This is a genomic window from Chryseobacterium sp. WG14 (genome assembly GCF_024586945.1).
Classification (GTDB): Bacteria; Bacteroidota; Bacteroidia; order Flavobacteriales; family Weeksellaceae; genus Chryseobacterium.
Genome location: NZ_JALCZD010000005.1, coordinates 174,435 through 192,334 on the forward strand (window position 1 = coordinate 174,435; position 17,900 = coordinate 192,334).

Sequence of the window (17,900 nt, forward strand, 5' to 3'; positions counted from 1 at the left end):
TTATTATGAAGAAATATATTAGCACCCTTTTAGTATTAGTTTCGGGATTTGCTTTGTCCCAGACTATTCTGAATTCATCTTCTCCGGAAGAGTTCAGAAAGATGAGAGAGGAGAATAAACAGAAAGTTGGTGATACTATTATTGATAAAACAGTAAAGCCTCTTGAATATGGTTTTGTAGAAGATAAAGATATCCTTAAAAGTATGTTTGTTTGGGAAATCATTGATATGAATGATAAGATCAATCAGCCATTCTATTATGATAATCCGGATGGCCTTCTTTCTACTCCTACAAGATCTTTATATAAATTATTGCTTGATGCTGCTTTAAGCGGTAAAATTGAGCAGGTTTATAATGATGAGAATTTTGTAGATAAACTTACTCCGGAAGGAATTAAGAAAAGGTTGGTTAATGTTAAGATCAGTGATGCTGCAATTGATATCCTGAACTCTGGAAGACAATTAACTGAGCAGGAGAAAAAAGAATATACTGATATTATTGAGACTACAACTGATAAAGTGAAAGTTCTTAAAATAATGGGTATGTGGTTCATTGACAAGAGAGACGGACAGATGAAATACAGACCTCTCGGTATTGCAGCTATGGGTCCAGACCCTGCAGTACAGGGAGTTATAGGCCCTGACGGGAAACCAATTGCCAGCAATGACGAATTGATTGATTTATTCTGGATTTTCTATCCGAATGCAAGAGATGTCTTAGCCAACAATTATGTTTTCAACAGAAAAAACTCTTCAGCTGATTTATCTTTCGATGATATCATCAATGCAAGAAGATTTTCTTCTATAATCTACAAATCTTCAGCCGGTTTAGGAGATGGTACTATCAAAGACTATATTCCTAGAGATGCTGATGATCAGCTGGATGAAAGCGACAGAATCAAGACGCAGATCCTTGAAATGGAAAATGATATGTGGAATTACTAAATTTCACTTGATATTTATAGAAAACCTGAGTACTTTTACTCAGGTTTTTTTATTATGAGAAATGTAGATTATATTATAGTGGGTGATGGTTATGCAGGACTTTTCTTCGCTCACCAGCTAATTAAAAATAATAAGTCCTTTGTAATATTCTCAGAAGGAAGAAAAAGTGCTTCTCAAATCTCAGCCGGTATCATTAATCCTGTTGTCCTTAAGAAGTTTACAACTTTCTGGAAAGCTCAGGAGCAGATTGATTTCCTTAAAGATACTCTTGAAGAAATAGCATCATATACAGGCGAAAATTATCTGGTTGAAAAATCTATCCATAGAATTTTTCATGACGAAAATGAACAGAAGCTATGGCTGAAGAAATCAGAGAATGAGGATTTATCAGCTTTTCTCGATAAAAAATTTGAGTCTTTAAATGTGGTAAAAAACGATTATCTCAGCGGAAAGGTATCTCAGTCAGCCAGATTGAATGTTAATGGATTTTTTGCGGGTTTATTCAGTTATTTTGAAAAAAATGACCTTTTGGTAAAAGAAAAATTCGATTATGAGAAACTGAATCCTTCGGAAGCTACTTATACAGATTTTAGTTTTAAAAATATTGTTTTCTGCGAAGGAATGGGAGTTACCCAAAACCCATATTTTTCAGATGTTGCTGTTATTCCAAATAAAGGACATCATATTAAGGTAAAACTTTCTGAGGCTGTTCCTGATATCACAATCAAAAAGAAACATTTTTTATTTCCTGCCGGAAACGGGCTTCATTTCTATGGTGGAACCTATGATAGAGAACAATTGCACCATCATATAGATGAATCTACAGTAAAACAATTGGTAAATGGTCTTTCAGAGTTTTATTCCTATGATTTTGAAGTGGAGGAAGTTCATTTTGGCTTCCGCCCGACAGTAAAGGATAGAAGACCTATTATTGGCAGGCACGAATCATTAAAAAACCTGTATGTCTTTAATGGGATGGGAGCAAGGGGAATTCTGAACGGATGTTTTTTTTCAAAAAATCTTTATGATTTTATTGAGAAAGATATGCCTCTTCATGAAGAAGTTTCTGCGAACAGGTTCAAATCATAAGAGTTTTCTTTATATTAACGTTCTTTTATTTCTTAACAACAGAATCATGAATGAAAATATATTAGGAATTATTGCAGGGGTTTTAACTTCTGTTTCTATGATTCCTCAACTCGTAAAAGTCATCAGAGAAAAAAATGTGGAAGACATTTCCCTGCTTATGCTTCTTGTTCTCATTGTTGGGCTTTCTCTATGGGTTTGGTATGGTTTTATGAAAGATGAACTGCCCATTATTATTTCCAACTCATTTGCAGTTTTGGTTAATCTAAGTCTTTTAATCTGTTATATATTGTATAATAAAAAAGCATAAAAAAGACGCTTTGCAACTGCAGAGCGTCTTTGTATTTTTATTGTGATTCAATTTACTGTTGTACAAATTTAGCTAAAGGTGCCATTCTTGCTTTGTTTAAAGTCAAAGTATTTCCGTTTACAGAATAGTTATCTGCAGAAAGCAAAGCTTTTGTAAATTGGTTTTCAATATCCAGATCTTCACATGCCATCATAGTAGACATTCCCTGGTTGAATTTAATTCTCATGATGTCAGGCTTTATTTCAAAAGTACCTCCCAAACCGTTACATCCTGCATGTCCTTCATATCTCATACCATTGGTGTCAAGTTTAAAATGAGGATTATTCTTAGGGTTCTTTAACTGAATTGGCTGTCCGTTAAGTTCAACAAGTTTCCATGTTTTTCCTGTTATGTCTGCAGACTTCTGTACGGCAGGAGTTTTACAAGCAACAAGAAATACAGCAAGGAAAAGAGCTGATAGGTAGTAATACAAGTTTTTCATAAAGTTTAATTTAAATGTATGTTTAACTCTTCAGCTAATATGATGCCATTTTAGCCGGTCCTGATTCTTTTCTCTCCTTTTTATGATGGAAAAGAACCATGTCTACATTTTTCTTTAAAAAAGTAATATTGCCTTTGATTTCAGAATACTGATACTCTTCATTTGAAGCAGTATATTCTGGCAGTGCATCACTTTTTTTGAGATCATATGTTTTGCCATTCAAATGTACTGTGGCTGTATTTTTAGTAGTGTTTATGGTAACTTCTATTTTTTCTCCATAGCTATCTACATAAACATTTTTGGAAATTTCATCTTTGTTCTCCGGCGCAGCAGTAATAACTTCAGCTTCTTTACCAGGATGTTTACACGCTGTTGAGGAAAGGATTGCCAATCCTAAAAGGATTGATGGTAATAAATTTTTCATAGTGATAAGTGATTTTAAAGTGTTTCATGAATTATGGTGTTAATACTATATAAATTTACAAATATTTTTAATAAAAATATGTTAGTTTATGTAAAATTAACAATGTGTTTTTATCGGAGCGCATCTCTTCGCTTGTTAAAAACAGACCTTTGAAAACAGAACAATAGGAATTAATTGATGTAGAATTTAAAACATACTTCTAAAAGCAGAGGAGTATATTTTGCTCATTTTAAATGAGATAAAGTGTAAATTTCTTATGTTGCATTTGTTGTTTAAATTTCCGGCAAAAATAATTCAAATAGAAGAGAATAACAATAGACTTTTATAAATAATTGGAAATCATGATAAAAGTTAGTTTTTTGTAATGATTTCATCCCTTACCAGAAAATGTGCCGCCAGCCTATCCATCAATAAAAAGAAGAACTAAAGGATTCAGTTCTTCTTATGGATCATATGAATCAGTTTAAGCCGATTAAGGAGCTTTAACTTGGTCTATGGTGAAAAATGCTTTAGTTGTGTTGCATATACCACCCGGACATGTTGTGGCATTTCCTGCACTGGCTGGGGTAGAAGAACCCATCATAAAATACATTTTGTAGAAAACCTTGTCATTACCATCAGTGGTCGTCCATGAATAGAGTCTTTGCTCCGGAACACCACTGGCATATACACCCGGATCTCCCCAATATGGATTGGTAAGAGCAGTTTGAATTCTGGCTCCGGTTGTTGCATCAATAAGTGCCTGTGAAGTGGTTGCATTGTCACCAGCCCATGCTGCAGATGGTAATCTGAGCTGATTTTGCTGATATCCTCCCGCTCCGGACCATAGATAATGTCCGTTTGAAATGATATCTACCGTGGGAATACCATTATTTCTGATCTGTAAATTAACATCAGCAAATAAACTTCCTGTAGGAATAAAACAGCGTACTGAAAATCTGCCGTCAGGCGTTGTTACAACAATTGCGTAGCCGGCTCTGCCATTATCTGTAGTGGCTGTCAGAGGTCCCATTACAGCTTTCGTCTCTACAGTGGCATTACCACCGCTGTTATCTGTTGTAGAGTCTAATTTTTGCCATTGTATGCCATCCCAAAAGTAATACCCTGCTTTTAATGGAGTTGACGACGTATTGTAAACTAATAGTCCGGTAGCATTAGGATTGGCGCTAAGCTGCATATTAGCAGAAGTTAGAACCACTCTTGGGGGTAAAATTCCTTTGTTGGGGGAATTGACTTCCAGCATGGCGGAAGGATCGGGGGTTGCCGTTCCTATTCCCGTACTTCCACTGGAAGTTACAATGAGGTCATTGGCTTGCTGAGTGAGTGAAGGAGCTCCTGTGGCGGGATTATCCTTTGCCCCATCCACATGGAATGTATTTTGGGGATTGGAGGTGTGTATACCTACCTGCGCGTAAAAGATTGAAAAAAAGACCAATCCTAATAAAGATAAATTCTTTCTCATAAGTAAAGTATTTTAGGTGTTGTGTGTAGCGTTTGTTAAAATAGATGTCAAAAATTGGGAAACTTATTTCCACAGTATTATAAAAAATATAGGCTTCTTCAGGAAAGGAACCATTAGGAAAATATAAATTTGGAGAAACGACAGTAGTATATGAAGTATAAAAGAAAAAGATATTTGCTAAAGTATAAAGCCCCTTGTAACCCTTAGCAAAATCAGGGCAATCGCTTTCCTTGATATATTTTAAAATATAAACTAAATTATTCATTTTTAGTTGTTTATTTTTATAAATATACTAATTATTGTGATTAATTAACTATACAATTGCTTTTAATGTGTAATATGTAATTTTAAGATATGTTGAGATAAATTCATTGGTAGTGAACACTATAGATGACGAAGAGAATACAGTGTAATTTCTGACTTCAGGTTATTTAAAGGATCGTTAAATTTTGTTAATCTACTATGATTGTATCATAATCTAAATGTACATTTGCCACTTCAAAATGAGAAACTTTATAGTATATTTTTTAACAAGCCTTTTTCTGCTCTTTATAGTGGAAAGCAAGCTTAACGTTAAAACACTGCGAAATGACTATTCTGGTCATGTTTCTCATCACATTCCTAAAAGGGCTAACCGTCTGAACCAGACTTTTGAAAAGCTCTCCGTTCAGCAGAAAGCCGACAGTGTAGACAATTCCACCCTGGAACTTATCGAAAATGATTTTCAGTTGTCTGATGTATTTCAGGCTATTGTTGTTTTTGCCGGCATTTTCAGCTTGGTTTATATTTTTGGATTAAAAAGTTATAAGCAGTTTAAGCCGCACATTCATGGTTTTGTTTTTGGCCTTTCTGCTAAAAAATTTCTTTTAATCCGTTCCATCAGAATTTAAAATTTCATTTTTCCGTTTATTTTCTACCTGTTTTCAGGTGGAGATTTTCCTTGCGTTGTGACCTTCTGGTAATCATCACATCGTAGCATTCCCGATTACCATTCTTATTTCTATTCAAACATTAACGATTTATATAAACTCTAGAATTATGATAAAAAGAGTTGCCTCAGGCATTGCTTTAAGCATTCTGCTGCTGGCTGTTGGCTGTACCAAGAAAAAAGAGGAAAAAGAAGAAGCCTCAATTTATCCGGTAACGTCTCCGGTAGTTATGGATACTGTAATTAATAAAGAATATGTTGCTCAGATCCAGTCAGTGAAGAACATTGAAATCCGGGCACAGGAAAAAGGTTTCCTTGAAAAGATCTTTGTAGATGAGGGACAGTATGTACAGGCCGGACAGACTTTATTCCGGATTATGCCTAAACTGTATCAGGCAGAGCTTTTAAAAGCAAAAGCAGAAGTGGAACAGGCGTCTATCGAATTGAAAAATGCCAGTACACTGGCCAATAACAATATTGTGTCTAAAAATGAAAAAGCAATGGCAAAAGCTAAATTGGATGCTGCCAATGCAGAAATGAAGCTGGCACAAATCCATCTGTCATTTACAGATATTAAAGCTCCGTTTTCTGGGATCATCAACAGAATCCCTTTAAAACTTGGAAGTTTAATAGATGAAGGAGATCTTCTTACTTCACTGTCGGATAATACCAACATTTATACCTACTTCAATGTTTCAGAACCTGAATATTTAAGCTACCAGACGCATGTTGCTGACCGTGGAAGCAATGAGGTGGCTTTGATTACGGCCAATGGCGAAACGTATACCCATAAAGGAGAAATTCAGACTATTGAAGGAGAATTTGATAATGAAACCGGAAATATTGCTTTCCGCGCAAAGTTTCCGAATCCTGATAAACTGCTGAGAAATGGGGAAACCGGAAAAGTTCAAATGGTAATGCCGGTTCATAATGCGCTGATTATTCCTCAAAAAGCAACCTACGAGATTCAGGACCAGAAATATGTATTTGTTATTGATAAAAACGGAACTGCAAAATCCCGGAATATTAAAATTGCTTATGAACTTCAGGACCTCTATGTAGTAGGTTCAGGGCTTTCAAAAGGGGATCAGATTCTTCTGGAAGGTGTTCAGAAAGTAAAAGACGACCAAAAGATAAAAACAAAATTCCAGGATCCTAAAAAGGTTCTTCAATCATTGAAATTAAAAGCAGAGTAGTCTACTCTAAAATGAAGAAGTATGTTTAAGAAATTCATTCGCAGACCTGTTCTGTCTATTGTAATCTCATTGATTATAGTATTTTTAGGGATCTTGTCCCTAGTGAAGCTTCCTGTGACGCAGTTTCCTTCCATTTCACCGCCTAAAGTAAATATTACGGCAGAGTACCCGGGAGCCAACAACGAACTATTGATCAAATCTGTAGTGATTCCGTTGGAAAGAGGATTGAATGGTGTTCCAGGTATGAAATATATGACCTCGGATGCCGGAAATGATGGGGAAGCCTCTATTCAGATTGTATTTGACCTCGGTACAGATCCCAATGTTGCTGCAGTCAACGTTCAAAACAGGGTATCTTCGGTAGTGAACAAATTACCTCCGCTGGTAGTGCGTGAAGGAGTGAAAATTACCCGTGAAGAACCCAATATGCTGATGTACATTAACCTGTACAGTGATGATCCCAAAGCTGACCAGAAATTCCTTTTCAACTACGCAGATATCAATGTAATGTCTGAGTTGAGAAGGGTAAGTGGAGTAGGTTTTGCCGATATCCTGGGAACCCGTGAATATGCAATGCGTATCTGGCTTAAACCGGATAGGCTTACCGCTTATAATATTTCAGCGGATGAAGTGATGGAATCACTGAATGAGCAGAGCTTAGAAGCTTCTCCCGGAAAAACAGGAGAAAGCTCAGGAAAACGTTCTCAGTCTTTTGAATATGTGTTAAAATATCCGGGACGTTTTAATAATGAAAAAGATTACGGAAATATTATTCTTAAGGCGAAGTCTGATGGAGAATCAGTAAGGCTAAAAGATGTCGCAGATATTGAGTTTGGAAGTTCCATGTATGATATTTATTCTACATTGAATGGAAAACCTTCTGCAGCAATTACTGTAAAGCAGTCCTATGGATCTAATGCAAGTGACGTTATCAAAAATGTAAAAACACTGATGAAAGATCTTGAAAAGAATAACTTTCCAAAAGGAATGCACTATGATATCAGTTATGATGTTTCCAGGTTCCTGGATGCTTCTATGGAAAAAGTGATACATACCCTGTTTGAAGCATTTATACTGGTAGCCATTGTTGTATTTCTATTCCTTGGAGACTGGCGCTCAACGCTTATTCCTGCATTGGCGGTTCCGGTTTCATTAGTAGGAACATTTGCCGTAATGTCTGCCTTTGGAATTACACTGAATATGATCTCACTCTTTGCCCTGGTAATGGCAATTGGGGTTGTAGTAGATGATGCCATTGTAGTGATTGAGGCTGTCCATGCCAAGATGGAAGAAAAACACCTTTCTCCTTTAAAAGCAACTGAAGAAGCGATGCATGAGATCAGTGGTGCTATTATCGCCATAACGTTGGTAATGGCATCCGTATTCATCCCGATTGCATTTATGTCCGGACCGGTTGGAGTATTTTATCGCCAGTTCTCTATTACCATGGCATCGTCCATTATTTTATCCGGGATTGTAGCGCTTACCCTTACTCCTGCATTATGTGCATTAATTCTGAGAAATAACCACGGAAAAGCTAAAAAGAAAACTCCTATTTCCATTTTCCTGGATAAATTCAACAGTATTTTCACAAAAGGGGCCGGAAAATATGAGAAGATGCTTAATAAAACGGTTACGAAAAAAACAATTACGTTACCATTATTGCTGGCTTTTTGTGCCTGTACTTATTTTCTCAGCAACTCTCTTCCTTCAGGATTTATTCCCGCGGAAGATCAGGGAATGATTTATGCAATTATCCAGACTCCTCCGGGATCTACATTGGAAAGAACCAATCAGATTGCAAAAGAGCTTTTAAGAGAATCAGAAGATATTGATGGGGTACAGTCTGTTTCGTCGCTGGCAGGATATGAAATTCTGACCGAAGGAACGGGATCTAACTCGGGAACTTGTCTGATCAACCTTAAAAGCTGGGAAGAACGTAAAGAATCGGCCTCTGAAATTATTGAGAAACTTGAAGAAAAGGCTAAAAATATTCCGGGAGCCAATATTGAATTCTTCCAACCACCTTCAGTGCCGGGTTATGGTGCGGCAGGAGGTTTTGAGCTCCGTTTGCTGGATAAGGCAGGAAGTGGGGATTATCATAAAATGGAACAGGTAAGTAATGATTTTGTAAAAGAGCTTAAAAAACGTCCTGAACTTGGATCGGCATTTACGTTTTATTCTGCGAGTTTCCCACAATATATGCTTAGAATAGATAATGACCTTGCGGAACAGAAAGGAGTGACCATTGAAAAAGCGATGGATAATTTATCAACCCTTATCGGTTCCAACTATGAGACAAGTTTTATCCGTTTCGACAGGCCTTATAAGGTAATTGTACAGGCAGGGCCTCAGTATCGTGCACTGCCAACAGATCTGTTGAAATTATATGTTAAAAATGATAAAGACCAGATGGTACCGTATTCGGATTTTATGAGACTTGAAAAAGTGTATGGTTTATCTGAAATTACAAGACATAATATGTATAACTCGGCAGAGGTAAGTGGAACTCCGGCTGCTGGATATAGCAGTGGGCAGGCTATTAAAGCCATTCAGGAAGTTGCAGATAAAACCCTTCCCAGAGGTTTTGGTATAGACTGGGCTGGGATTTCCAAAGATGAAGTAAGCCGTGGAAATGAAGCTGTATTTATCTTCCTTGTGTGTTTAGGATTCGTTTATTTGATTCTTTCGGCGCAATATGAAAGCTTCATTCTTCCTTTACCGGTGATTCTATCTCTTCCGGTAGGTATTTTCGGGGCATTCCTGTGCTTAAAGCTTTTAGGATTGGAAAACAATATCTATGCACAGGTAGCCATGGTAATGCTTATCGGGCTTCTGGGTAAAAATGCGGTACTGATTGTAGAATTTGCAGTACAGAAGAAAGCTGAAGAAGGTATTCCTGTGGCAAAAGCGGCTATTGAAGGTGCAGCGATCCGTTTCCGCCCTATCTTAATGACCTCATTTGCATTCGTTGCCGGGTTAATTCCATTAGTAGTTGCAACCGGACCGGGTGCAGTGGGTAACCGAACGATTGGAACGGCAGCAGCAGGAGGAATGCTGATAGGAACCATTTTCGGATTGATGATTATTCCGGGGCTATATTATATTTTCGGAACGATTGCTGATAAATCGAGACTGGCAAAATATGAAGAAGAAAATCCTTTAACAGAACAAACTGAACCTTATGAACATGATGGAAAATTTGAAGACTAAAAATATAATCACAGCCATTGCTTTATCTCTTGTTCTGGCAAGCTGTAAAGCTCCGATGGCGACAGTCATAAAAGATGAGGTTAAAGAGAATATACCTCAGAATTTTAACCAGGAAGAACAGCAGGACGCCAATAATAACAGCGGAACAACACCCTGGAGGCAATTCTTCACTGATCCTAACCTTGTAAGCCTGATTGAAATTTCTCTAAAGAACAATCAGGAACTTCTGATTACGCTTCAGGAGATTGAAATTGCTAAGAGTGGAGTGTTGGCTAAAAAAGGAAAACTGAGCCCCACTGTTTCTGCCGGTATAGGTGCAGGGCTGAAAAAAGCAGGGCGCTATACCAGTGAAGGGGCAGGGGATGCTACTACGGAAATAGAACCGGGAAGAGAAATGCCGGATCCATTGGGGAATTTTGAAGGAGGATTAATGGCGAACTGGGAGATTGATATCTGGAAAAAGCTCAGAACGGAGAAAGAATCAGCTGTCGCTCATTACCTTTCCACAGTGGAAGGGAAAAATTTTGTATTATCCAATCTTATAGAAGAAGTCGCAGATAGTTACTATGAATTGCTGGCTCTTGATAATCAGCTGGATATCATACAGCAGTATATCAAACTTCAGCAAAAAGCTTTGGAAATCTCTAAGATCCAGAAGGAAGCTGCTGCGGCAACAGAACTGGCGGTGAAGAAATTTGAAGCTGAACTGGCCAAGTCAAAAGCTGCAGAATACACAATCCGTCAGCAAATTACTGAGAAGGAAAACGGTATCAATGCTTTGTTGGGAAGGTACCCACAGCCGATTGTAAGAACAAAAGAAAGTTTTATGTCTACCATTCCGCAGACAGTTTATACCGGCATTCCGTCACAATTGCTTGCTAATCGTCCGGATATCAAACGTGCAGAATTGGAATTGAAATCTTCAAAATTAGATGTGGAAGCGGCAAGAAAAGAGTTTTATCCTTCACTGGAAATATCCGCAACCTTAGGATTGGAAGCCTTTAAACCTTCCTATTTGGTTAAAATGCCGGAATCCATTGCCTATAACCTTGTTGGAGAGATGGCTGGCCCCCTGATCAATAAGAGTGCTATCAAGGCCAACTTCCAAACCGCTGATGCAAGACAGGTTCAGGCATTGTATGAGTATGATAAGACGATTTTAAATGCTTATCTGGATGTTGCCAATATGATGTCCAGAATCAAGAATATAGATCAGTATTATCAATTAAAATCCCAGGAGACAAAAGCTCTGGATCAGTCCATAGATATCGCCAACCAATTATTCCGCAACTCCAGAGCAGATTATCTTGAAGTTCTTTTGAACCAAAGAGACGCATTGGATGCTAAAATGGAGCTGATTGAAGCTAAGCAGAAACAGCTGAGTACAGTAGTAGATATCTATAAAAGCCTAGGTGGAGGCTGGAAATAAAAAATATCATAATTCAGTAAACAGTTAATGTTTGGGGGTCAATTCTTTTTTGAATTGGCCCTTTTTGTGTTTTGAGGTGATGATTTTACAGGTATTTTGACAATGTATATCTTGGATAAATTGAAAATTCATGTTTTAAATGAGAGATTCAGGTGCTTTTATCTCTGCTTTCTATTATTAAAATAAATATGATTCAAAACTTACTTTATAAAATCTTATTATGTTGTAAATCAGTAGGGAAGATGATGTGTTTTTTTAAGTTTTTTAAGTTTTTGGGTCTTCTTTTTTAAGTTTTCAACCCTCTGTAGCCTTCCTGTTTTGGTATTATTTCAGGATAATAACTAATTTAGCTTCAGCGTTAGAGCAGATGGTAAAACCCATAAGGGAAATAGAACCATTTTAAAATAAGGACACAGTTTACATTAACAACATATTAATCATTTTTTAATTCATTATCCGTAGCGATTATATCGCTTTCCAATTCTTTATTGGAATTAAGCTTTTTCAAGAAAAATGAAGGGGAAACCCCGAATTTTTCTTGAAATTTTTTTGAAAAGCTTTGCGAATTGCTGAATCCTGCTTTACTTGCAATATCCTGTATAGAGTATCTTCTGCTCTTTTTACTTCCCCGCCAAAGATTCATAACATAATTAAGCCTTAAATCATTGAGATAGGTTTTGAAATTTTGCTTTTTATAATGGTTGATAATTTTGGATAGATAGGCGGTATTGGTTCCGCACTGTAAAGAAAGACTTTCCAGATTTACTTTTTTCTTTAAAAAGTCTTTATTCTTTTCAAACAGATCAAGCTCTTTAAGAACATTATCCACAAGTTTCGGATTAATGTCAATATCATCAATATCATCCAGGATATCCGGTTCATTATCAGCATCGGAATCCATATCATAAGCATCTATGACTTCTGCAGCCACGGGATCTTCATCAGGCAGTTCTTCATCTAAATCCTCACTGCTTTTGATACTGATAAACTCTTTGTAGAGTTTCTGGTATTTATTTCTTTTCTGAATTCCTTTATAGATAATAGATATCAGGAAAATAATCAGTCCAATACCAATAGCAATACTGATCTTATAGATAATCTTACCTTTTTTTATCCTGTTTTCTAATATTGTTTTGGTTTCGATTAGTTTTTTATTATCAAACTCTTTGTGCATAGTGGAAAACAATAGTTTGTAGTCCTTCTCATATTTGGCATCAATTGATAATAATTTCTTTACGTATTCCAGCTCTTTGTCTTTATCGCCGGTTTTCTCATAGTACTTGATCAGCATCTCAAACGCAGATCTGAATTTTGGGTCTATTTTCCCTGTTTTATCATAAGCATCATCTATCTGTTGCAAAAAAGTATAGGCCTGCTTGGTATTCCCCTGTTCCCAATAGCTAAGGGCAAGATAGAGCTTATCTGTTAAGTGCTGAAATTGGTCTGTGTATAGCTTTTCTGCAGCAGTTATTTTTTTGATCGCTTCACTATAATTTTTATTGTAATATTGATCAACACCTTCCGCTGCAAGGAAATAAGGATAATACCCCGATTGATTGGTATTTTTGATAAAATCCATTCCTTCTTTTACCAAAGCGCTGTTATCGTCTCTTTTCAGATACCAATTGGTTTCAATAAGAGCAAGCTGTCCATAAGTAAAATATAAATGGGATTCTTCTGTGTTTATTGATTTTAGGTTTTTTAAGGCAGGTTTTAGAAGGTTGTAGGCTCCATCATAATCACCCATATACAATTTAACCCTTGCCAGAAAGGTAATCGATTTGTTGATAGCCAGCTGATTATTGGTTTTTGAAAGCATACCATATGCATTGATATAGTTATCTAGCGCTTCAGGGTAGTTTTCTATACTTTCACCATTCATGCCCAGCCACATATAAGCTTCACCAATAAGCTTGTCGTCTTTCAGCTGTTTTGCGGTAATCAAAAGACTATCTAAATAGTTTTTCTGATTTTTTGCTCCCATTAAAGCCGCATTTTCATAAGCATCATAAAGTTTCTTAAATTCTTTATTTTTTTTGGAATTCTTTATTTGTAGTGAAATTTTTTTCCATTTTTCTTCATCACTGAGCGAATCTTTCGCTTTTTCCATTTTTTGTCCTTCCATTAATGAAGAGCAAAAAATACTCAGTAGTAAGCATAATTGAAAAAGTGGTAGAAAATATATTTTTTTCATTCTAGAAAATTACAAAAATCACAAAAAAAACTCTAACAAAAATAGTGATTAATCTTTTAAAAACATAAAAAAGTAAAACATTGATATTTAAATACTTAACATAATTGTTTGATTGATTTTTTTATGATTTAATAAATTTTTTTTAAGAAATGACTCTTGTTGATTATTTAATTTGTAGTTTCGGCCACTTAGATTACATAAATTGTATAAAAAAACTGTTATGACAAAAAGGATATTTCTATTAAGCGTATTATACGCATCTGCTATTGCATTGTTAGCTGTTTCATGTAGACAGGATGATGATCAGGACCTCTCTGCACCAACTGCAAAAATGAAGCCAACAAGCAATTCTGAAAAATTACAGAGAGGAGGTCCTGTAAGTGAGACAGACACTTTAATTATGAAAAATACTTGGGAAACCTCAACGGAGGCTGCTTATGATGGAGGACCAAAATCTCCGCCAATTCCCCCAGTAAAAGTTCAGTAAGCTTAAAAAAAACTAATAACTATACGATGAATTACCTATTTCTACCCTTTCTTTTGTTTGGGGTTATTTTTTCTTGTTTTTATATACAAAAAATGACAGAATTAATTACTCATACAAACCGTTTACAACAGTCTTTAAAATTCTTTTAAACGTCAATAAGGTTACTTATCCGGACCTTGTTATCTAATGTGAAATTGCCAATCAAAATGACCCTTACAATGAGGGGGAATTGTTGAACAAATTAATCAACAGATATACAACGTTACGCTGGTTATACAATCAGCAGCATCATAACCAAAACAAACACTATAATAATTGCTCATTTTATAAATGAGGGGCGATTGCCATGTCCTTACTGATGGTATTTTATTAATCTTAAATTTTTTTTATGAAAAAAAGAGTTAAACTAGTTTCAAACTTAGAGCACAAAAGCATTTTAAAGGAGACTATTAAATCTTCAGGTACAGAGAAGATGGATCTGTACAAAGCTGTTTTCGGAGGAATTGGTATCATCAATCCCGGAACCGGAATTGGAACGGGAACTGATAACTGCAATGTAGCCATTGAAGGTGGCGGCGGATCTGCTGCTTACAGTAAATATGATCCATTTTTAAGAGTATAAGGACTCTTTACTATTCTCCATTAGCTACAAACCGGCTAATGGAGAGTTTCTTTTAAATAAAATGTATGGAAAATATTGTCTCATTTGTTTTAAAGGTTGCAAGTAGATGTAACCTCAACTGTTCTTACTGTTACATGTATAATCTGGGTGATAAAACCTATCTCTCTCAGCCTAAATTCATGTCTATGGAAACAATTACAGTTTTTGCCCAAAAACTACATGCATATTGCACGGAAAAACAGGCAAAATATGTCCAGATTGTATTTCATGGCGGGGAACCTCTGTTGTGGGGTAAAGAAAATTATAAACAGGCCATCGAAATTTTTACAACTGTTGTTAAAGATGTGAATTTTGGCTTTGCAATGCAGACAAACGGTGTAAGCCTTACCCATGAATGGTATAAACTGTTTAAAAAACTTAATATACGGATAGGAATCAGCATGGACGGCCCCAAAGAGCATCATGACAGATACCGTGTATTTCATAATGGAAAAGGATCATATGAAAAAGTAGTAAAGGCTATTGAGCTTGGAAAACAATATGGGATGAGTAATATCCTGTCCGTTGTTAATCTGAATATCTCTCCCTCAGAATTTTATCAGGAAGTGAAAAATTTAGGAGTACCAAGTTTTAATCTGTTATTACCGGATGGCCATTATGATAATTTACCCGATAGTTTCGAAAAATTAAAAGTAAATACATTGCATCATACTCCCTATGCTGACTGGCTGATTGAAATTTTCGAAATATGGAAAATGGATAGCGACAGACCTATGATCCGGTTTTTCCGGACATTGATTGAACTGATCATGGGAGAGCAGACAGGAGATCAGATGGTGGGAAGACTGAACAACGGTGTTGCTGTTTTGGAAACAAACGGAGCACTGGAAGTGTCGGATTCTATCCGGGCCTGCTATGAAGGGATAACAAGAAACGATCTCAATATTCATACCCATTCTATTGATGACCTGAATAATGATCCGTTATTTGAGGTTTTCTTTCACAGTCATAATATGGTTAACGATATATGCCTGAGCTGCCCGATATATGATATATGTGGCGGTGGATTCCTGGGGAACCGCTATTCTAATGAAGAGGGCTTTGATAACCCTACCATTTATTGCCATGATATGATAAAACTGGTTTCTCATATTCAAAATGATATCGTAAACAGCCTTCCGGAAGAAGTCTATGCTTCTTTGGATGCAAGCGAGGCTCATTATGAAGAAATCGTAGAAGAGCTAAAAGAAGAATCACTTATAAAAGCTCATGATGAAATAAAAAACAAATTAAAATCATTTAGTTTAGTATGTTAAGAAAAGGACTTCAATTATACAATAGCGGGATTGATAATATCGGACAGCAGATCTTAATCAATACCGGTACTGAATCGGCAGAGCATATTACAACTGTTGAATACTCCGGTAATGCTTTTATTCCCAAAAAAAGCTGGAGACCACTTACTCCAAAAGAGCACAGTATTATCATGACCAATGATCATTTTAATCCGCTGTCCAAATCAGTTTCTATTGGAATAATTCCTCAAAAAGTAATTAATCTTATTAAAAAGCTACAATTATCAGAATGTAAAAGTCTGTTTGATATTGAACCCAAATTTCAGGAGAACGAAGAACTGGTTATTAAGATCAATAAAGAACTGGATGAGTTTTTGAAAAATAAATCTTCGGTTCAGCATTATAAATTCCATCGTATTGCCAAAGCCCAGCCTAACAGAGAAACGACCACTTTTCATTTTATAAATAAAGAATATATCCGATATACAGGTCTGCATATTGATGAAAGCAGGAAGTTTACTCCTCACACTGCTTATAAATCGGATAACAGGATATCGATTAATATCAGTAGCGAATCCCGTTACCTATACTATATCAACCTGAGTTTAAGACAAATTTATAAACTATATCACAGAAGAAAAATTACCACAGAAAATATTGTAGAAAATTTCTTAAATGATTTTCCCGATTATCCTGTAATCAGATTAGAAATAAAGCCTTATCAGTATTACATTGCCCCCACGGATAATTTTATTCATGACGGAAGTACATTAGGAAATAAAGAATTTGATATCACCATTGTTTACACAGGAAAATTTGATAACTATTAATATTATGGAAGTAAAAAGCGGCATAAAGATTTTTTGTAAGGATAAGGAATTTGAAGAAACCGTAACAATTAATACCGGCAGCCATTCCGGTAAATACAGACAACCCACAAAAGTTTTATTTGGAGAGGCAGACTTCGAACCACAATATGAAGACGAAGCTTATCTTCCCAAAAGGGATTGGAAAAAAGTAGAGGGGGCAATTGTATCCAGGATTCGGACGACCCGCTTTCTAAAGGATTATAATACTGCTGCGATCGGAAAAATTCCTGCAAAGCTGCAAAATTTATGTAAGCAGCTTAACCTTCATGTTGCTACCAGTGAAAAGGAAGTTCTTGAATGCTTTTACAATAACAAAGAAATCGTAGCACAGCTGAATGAAGGATTAAATGATTTTTTACAAAACCTTTCCGCGGATTACTCTTTTCACTGCATTGCAGCCGGTTATCCTAACTGTGAGACTACTTCGGTAGACAGAAGAAATCTGCCGGAAGGATATCAGCCCCATCAGATGAGGTTCATCGGTCTTCACAAAGATTCTTCCGACAGGAAAATGACGATCGGATCATCTCACAAACATGGTAATCGTCTCACTATCAATCTTGGTCAGGAATCAAGATATTTCTTATTTATCAATCTGACCATGATCCAGATTTACAATATGCTGAAGAAAAAAATTGACGTAAAAAAAGAGAATATCAGCAATAAAAATATCATTGAGTATTTTTTCAAATATTTTCCTGATTATCCGGTACTTAAAATAGAACAAAAACCCTATGATTTTTATATAGCTCCAACGGATAATTGTATTCATGACGGTTCTACATTAGACGCAAAGACTTTAGATATTACCATGGTATTTCTGGGACATTTTACCATGTCATAAAATAAGGGATTAGAGTTTTTAGAAATGGCATAAACAATTGGTTTTTCATTTTCTTTGATTTCTGATATCTCACTGGAAGTATTGCTGCAGCAAAAAGACTTTCCTATATTTATAGA

Annotated in this window: 16 protein-coding genes; 12 read left to right on the top strand and 4 right to left on the bottom strand. The window is 36.0% G+C overall.

What is annotated here, in order from left to right; all coding sequences use genetic code 11:
- Window positions 1-5 precede the first annotated feature (5 nt).
- From gldN to MP478_RS10810, 3 genes are read left to right on the top strand one after another with little or no spacing between them, the layout of a single operon-like run.
- Complete coding sequence (gene gldN, locus MP478_RS10800; protein ID WP_230038706.1) at window positions 6-944, top strand: gliding motility protein GldN; 939 nt, start codon at window positions 6-8, stop codon at window positions 942-944.
- Window positions 945-998: 54 nt separating this feature from the next.
- Entirely contained in the window at window positions 999-2,033 is a 1,035-nt protein-coding gene (locus MP478_RS10805; protein WP_257200462.1) for an FAD-binding oxidoreductase, read from the top strand.
- A 46-nt stretch (window positions 2,034-2,079) separates the two neighbouring features.
- A complete protein-coding gene (locus MP478_RS10810; RefSeq protein WP_257200463.1) occupies window positions 2,080-2,340 on the top strand; it encodes a SemiSWEET transporter in 261 nt (86 codons plus the stop codon).
- Between the two features lie 52 nt (window positions 2,341-2,392).
- Here MP478_RS10810 and MP478_RS10815 read toward each other — a convergent pair whose 3' ends face one another.
- From MP478_RS10815 to MP478_RS10825, 3 genes are all read right to left on the bottom strand, one after another.
- The gene (locus MP478_RS10815) at window positions 2,393-2,821 is read right to left on the bottom strand and encodes an META domain-containing protein (protein WP_257191462.1); all 429 of its coding nucleotides are present in this window, start codon (window positions 2,819-2,821) and stop codon (window positions 2,393-2,395) included.
- A 34-nt stretch (window positions 2,822-2,855) separates the two neighbouring features.
- On the bottom strand, window positions 2,856-3,245 hold the full coding sequence (locus MP478_RS10820) for a hypothetical protein (protein ID WP_230038714.1): 390 nt from the start codon (window positions 3,243-3,245) through the stop codon (window positions 2,856-2,858).
- A gap of 472 nt (window positions 3,246-3,717) precedes the next feature.
- Window positions 3,718-4,707 carry a hypothetical protein gene (locus tag MP478_RS10825; protein ID WP_257191464.1) on the bottom strand — a complete coding sequence of 330 codons (990 nt, stop codon included), beginning with the start codon at window positions 4,705-4,707 and terminating at the stop codon, window positions 3,718-3,720.
- A 503-nt stretch (window positions 4,708-5,210) separates the two neighbouring features.
- Between MP478_RS10825 and MP478_RS10830 the strand changes: the two genes are divergently transcribed.
- The 4 genes from MP478_RS10830 to MP478_RS10845 all read left to right on the top strand — a co-directional run bounded on the left by MP478_RS10830 (window position 5,211) and on the right by MP478_RS10845 (window position 11,473).
- Window positions 5,211-5,597: a hypothetical protein gene (locus MP478_RS10830; RefSeq protein ID WP_257191465.1), complete on the top strand. Its 387-nt coding sequence runs from the start codon at window positions 5,211-5,213 to the stop codon at window positions 5,595-5,597.
- A 151-nt stretch (window positions 5,598-5,748) separates the two neighbouring features.
- A complete protein-coding gene (locus MP478_RS10835) occupies window positions 5,749-6,831 on the top strand; it encodes an efflux RND transporter periplasmic adaptor subunit (protein WP_373691701.1) in 1,083 nt (360 codons plus the stop codon).
- Window positions 6,832-6,852: 21 nt separating this feature from the next.
- Window positions 6,853-10,044 (top strand): efflux RND transporter permease subunit, encoded by a 3,192-nt coding sequence (locus MP478_RS10840; RefSeq protein WP_257200464.1) that lies wholly within the window; start codon window positions 6,853-6,855, stop codon window positions 10,042-10,044.
- Window positions 10,016-11,473, top strand: a complete 1,458-nt coding sequence (locus tag MP478_RS10845; RefSeq protein WP_257191468.1) for a TolC family protein — start codon at window positions 10,016-10,018, stop codon at window positions 11,471-11,473. The genes MP478_RS10840 and MP478_RS10845 overlap by 29 nt, the downstream gene beginning before the upstream one ends.
- A 433-nt stretch (window positions 11,474-11,906) precedes the next feature.
- On the opposite strand, the gene MP478_RS10850 is transcribed toward MP478_RS10845, so the two are convergent.
- Complete coding sequence (locus tag MP478_RS10850) at window positions 11,907-13,583, bottom strand: AraC family transcriptional regulator (RefSeq protein ID WP_257191469.1); 1,677 nt, start codon at window positions 13,581-13,583, stop codon at window positions 11,907-11,909.
- 304 nt (window positions 13,584-13,887) lie between these two features.
- On the opposite strand from MP478_RS10850, the gene MP478_RS10855 reads away from it, so the two are divergent.
- The 5 genes from MP478_RS10855 to MP478_RS10875 all read left to right on the top strand — a co-directional run bounded on the left by MP478_RS10855 (window position 13,888) and on the right by MP478_RS10875 (window position 17,784).
- Window positions 13,888-14,154 (top strand): hypothetical protein, encoded by a 267-nt coding sequence (locus MP478_RS10855; RefSeq protein WP_230038728.1) that lies wholly within the window; start codon window positions 13,888-13,890, stop codon window positions 14,152-14,154.
- 388 nt (window positions 14,155-14,542) lie between these two features.
- On the top strand, window positions 14,543-14,776 hold the full coding sequence (locus tag MP478_RS10860; protein WP_230038730.1) for a hypothetical protein: 234 nt from the start codon (window positions 14,543-14,545) through the stop codon (window positions 14,774-14,776).
- A gap of 65 nt (window positions 14,777-14,841) precedes the next feature.
- Window positions 14,842-16,092 carry a radical SAM protein gene (locus MP478_RS10865; protein WP_257191470.1) on the top strand — a complete coding sequence of 417 codons (1,251 nt, stop codon included), beginning with the start codon at window positions 14,842-14,844 and terminating at the stop codon, window positions 16,090-16,092.
- Window positions 16,086-16,901 carry a hypothetical protein gene (locus tag MP478_RS10870; RefSeq protein ID WP_257191471.1) on the top strand — a complete coding sequence of 272 codons (816 nt, stop codon included), beginning with the start codon at window positions 16,086-16,088 and terminating at the stop codon, window positions 16,899-16,901. The genes MP478_RS10865 and MP478_RS10870 overlap by 7 nt, the downstream gene beginning before the upstream one ends.
- A gap of 4 nt (window positions 16,902-16,905) precedes the next feature.
- Complete coding sequence (locus MP478_RS10875; protein WP_257191472.1) at window positions 16,906-17,784, top strand: hypothetical protein; 879 nt, start codon at window positions 16,906-16,908, stop codon at window positions 17,782-17,784.
- Window positions 17,785-17,900: the final 116 nt, after the last annotated feature.